This is a genomic window from Mycobacterium sp. (assembly GCF_035570115.1).
GTDB lineage: Bacteria > Actinomycetota > Actinomycetes > Mycobacteriales > Mycobacteriaceae > Mycobacterium.
On sequence record NZ_DATMLH010000278.1, the window covers coordinates 1 to 2,291 of the forward strand.

Below are 2,291 nucleotides of genomic sequence, written 5' to 3' on the forward strand. Positions count from 1 at the left end.
TTCCTCCGATATCTCGTCGAAGCGGCGGCCGATGAACCTCTTCGCCGAGTAGATGGTGCCCTTCGGGTTCATGATCGACTGCCGCCTGGCCAGTTGCCCGACCAGACGCTCGCCGTTCTCCGTGAAGGCCACCACCGAGGGCGTGGTACGCGCGCCCTCGGCGTTGGGAATCACAATCGGCTCCCCGCCCTGCCAGGCGGCGATCACCGAGTTCGTTGTCCCGAGATCGATGCCTACCGCTGTTGCCATCGTCTATTCCTTTCGGTTGCCGCAGCGCTCGCGCTGTAACGCGCGTCGTAATTCCCTCCCAAACAGGGAGTCTGGCAACCCGTAGCTGCTGTCGCGTGCTCCCGGTGAGCCGAAAATCTGGACTCTGATTCGTCCTGTCAGCACCACAGCGGAGTAGGGTCTGATTAGCGGACGCCGGGTGGGCACTTTGGGAACCGGAAAGGCGCTTCAGAACGCCAACTTCGGGCATGCCTTCCCAGTGACGCCTTAGCGGACACTCCGGCCACGGGTGGCTCGAGAGGAGGCGCCGAGCCTGGCCACTCCAAAATGAACGATAAATCGCACAGCCCGGCACAGGGCACCCGCCAGGCCGAACAGGCTTCGTCAGGGGGTTTGGTCGCGCTGTCGCGTGTCACTTTCGACGACTCCGACGCCGGCGAGATCTTCCGCGAAGCGGCCGCCGCCGTCGGCGGACTCGCATCCTGCCAGGTCGAGGCCAGTTACCGGTCGGTGAACGGCGGATTCGTTCGCTTTCCACCATCCCAGCCAGCACACCCCGACATCCAACGGCACCGCGAGTCCGGCTGGGATGGCCACGTCGACACAAAAGACGGCCGGTGGGGGTGGGCGTTCCCGCTGAGTCACCGAAGCATCGTCAACGGGTGTTTGGTGGTCAGTGCCGCCAGTGCACCGTCGGACAATCAGATCCAGTTGCTGACCATCCTGGCCCAGCAGACCGGCGCCGCCCTGGCACATGCCGCACTGCATGACCGCGACTCCGGTGATGCGGCGAAGCTGACAAAATCGAACGCCGATCTGAAGGTAGCGAACCGTGAACTCGGCACCACGGTGACGCGGCTACAGCGGCAGACGAACGTGCACGAAGTATTGAGCGCGGCGGTGGCCGCGGGAATGGGCGAGCACGGTATCGCGGATGCACTGAATGACCTGACGGGGCATTCGGTGGGTATCGAGGATCGGTTCGGCAACCTGCGCTGCTGGGCCGGTACCGGACAACCCGACCCCTACCCCAAACAGCTCACGGACGAGCGCGAACTCCTGCTGCACGAGCTGGCCGCACAAACCGGTCAGGCACGAATCGCAGGGCGAGTACTCACACTTGTCCAGCCCCGGGCCGAGATCCTCGGTGTCCTCGCGTTGAACGACCCGGACGACACGGTGACCGAGGACGACTTGTTTGCCCTGCGCTATGGCAGCATCGTTTTGGCGCTGGAGCTTTCCCACCAGCGAACCGTCGCTGAAATCGAACTCAATCTGCGCCGCGATCTTGTCGACGATCTGTTGGCCGGCACCGACCGAGACGGGGCCTACGCTCGTGCCGACGCCCTGGGCCATGACCTACGACGGCCCCACCATGTGGTGGTGATGCAAAGCACCGGTCGCGCCAAGAGCACGCTGCCAGTTGCCGCCGGGCGGGCCGCGACCGCGTTGCATCTGAACTATCTGCTCGGGCGTCATGCAGGTCTGGTTGTTCTGCTCACCGACGGCCGCCCGGACCCGCGGGCGTTGTACCACGCGATCAGTGAAATCCTTGGCAGCACCACCAGCGTGATCGGTATCGGCTCTCGATGCGCGGTGCCCGACGATTTTCCGCAATCCTTCATCGAAGCCCGTCGCGCGATGAACATCCGGCTGCGCTCAGTCAGTCCGCAAGGCGCCGCGGCGTTCGACGAACTTGGTTTCTATCGCCTCATCGACGCCGCCCATGGCGACGGCGAGGTCGAAAGTTTCGTGCGCGAATGGCTGGGCACACTCCTGGATTACGACGACAGCAAGAACTCCGAACTGGTGATGACCCTGAGCGGTTACCTGGAGTGCGGTGGAAATTATGACGAATCCGCGGCTGCACTGCATATCCATCGCAGCACGCTGCGCTACCGGCTGGCGCGCATCGCTCAGCTCACCGGCCACGACCTCCGCAAGGTCGATACCCGGTTCAACCTGCACGCCGCGACACGGGCGTGGCGATTCCTGAACCCTGATGGCTGACCGGAAACCCGCGGCAACGGACCTCTAGGGTGAGCCGTCGCCAGATTCACTGA

The 2,291-nt window shown here is 64.0% G+C and carries 2 protein-coding genes; one reads left to right on the forward strand and one right to left on the reverse strand.

All coding sequences use genetic code 11. The features are described from left to right. Positions 1-249 (reverse strand): Hsp70 family protein (locus VNW74_RS26375; RefSeq protein WP_325682340.1); only part of this gene is annotated, 249 nt, incomplete at its 3' end. A 306-nt stretch (positions 250-555) separates the two neighbouring features. On the opposite strand from VNW74_RS26375, the gene VNW74_RS26380 reads away from it, so the two are divergent. Continuing rightward, complete coding sequence (locus VNW74_RS26380) at positions 556-2,238, forward strand: PucR family transcriptional regulator (protein ID WP_325682342.1); 1,683 nt, start codon at positions 556-558, stop codon at positions 2,236-2,238. Positions 2,239-2,291 lie beyond the last annotated feature (53 nt).